This is a genomic window from Halorubrum sp. SS7 (genome assembly GCF_005435055.1).
In the GTDB taxonomy this organism is placed as follows: Archaea; Halobacteriota; Halobacteria; order Halobacteriales; family Haloferacaceae; genus Halorubrum; species Halorubrum salinarum.
The window spans coordinates 1-231 of the sequence record NZ_SGXV01000649.1; the positions used below are offsets into that span (position 1 = coordinate 1).

Below are 231 nucleotides of genomic sequence, written 5' to 3' on the forward strand. Positions count from 1 at the left end.
CGTGGCCCGTGTACGACTGCGCCGAGGAGAACTCCGAGGCCGGACCGCCGGGACAGTAGAGGCACTTCCCGTGGGGGCACAGCTCGGGGGAGGTCATGATCGCGACCGGCGAGACGCCCGAGGCGGTCCGGACGGGCTTGCGCTGGACCACCTCGATCACGTCGTCGCGCGCCTCGGACGGGGCGTGGTCGAGGATCTCGGTGTTCTTCGGCACCTTCGGGGAGCCGAACT

1 pseudogene is annotated in these 231 nt (G+C 70.6%); it reads right to left on the minus strand.

Annotated elements, in window-relative coordinates:
• A pseudogene (locus tag EXE44_RS19485) lies at nt 1–231 on the minus strand (tRNA uridine(34) 5-carboxymethylaminomethyl modification radical SAM/GNAT enzyme Elp3); the annotation flags it as partial.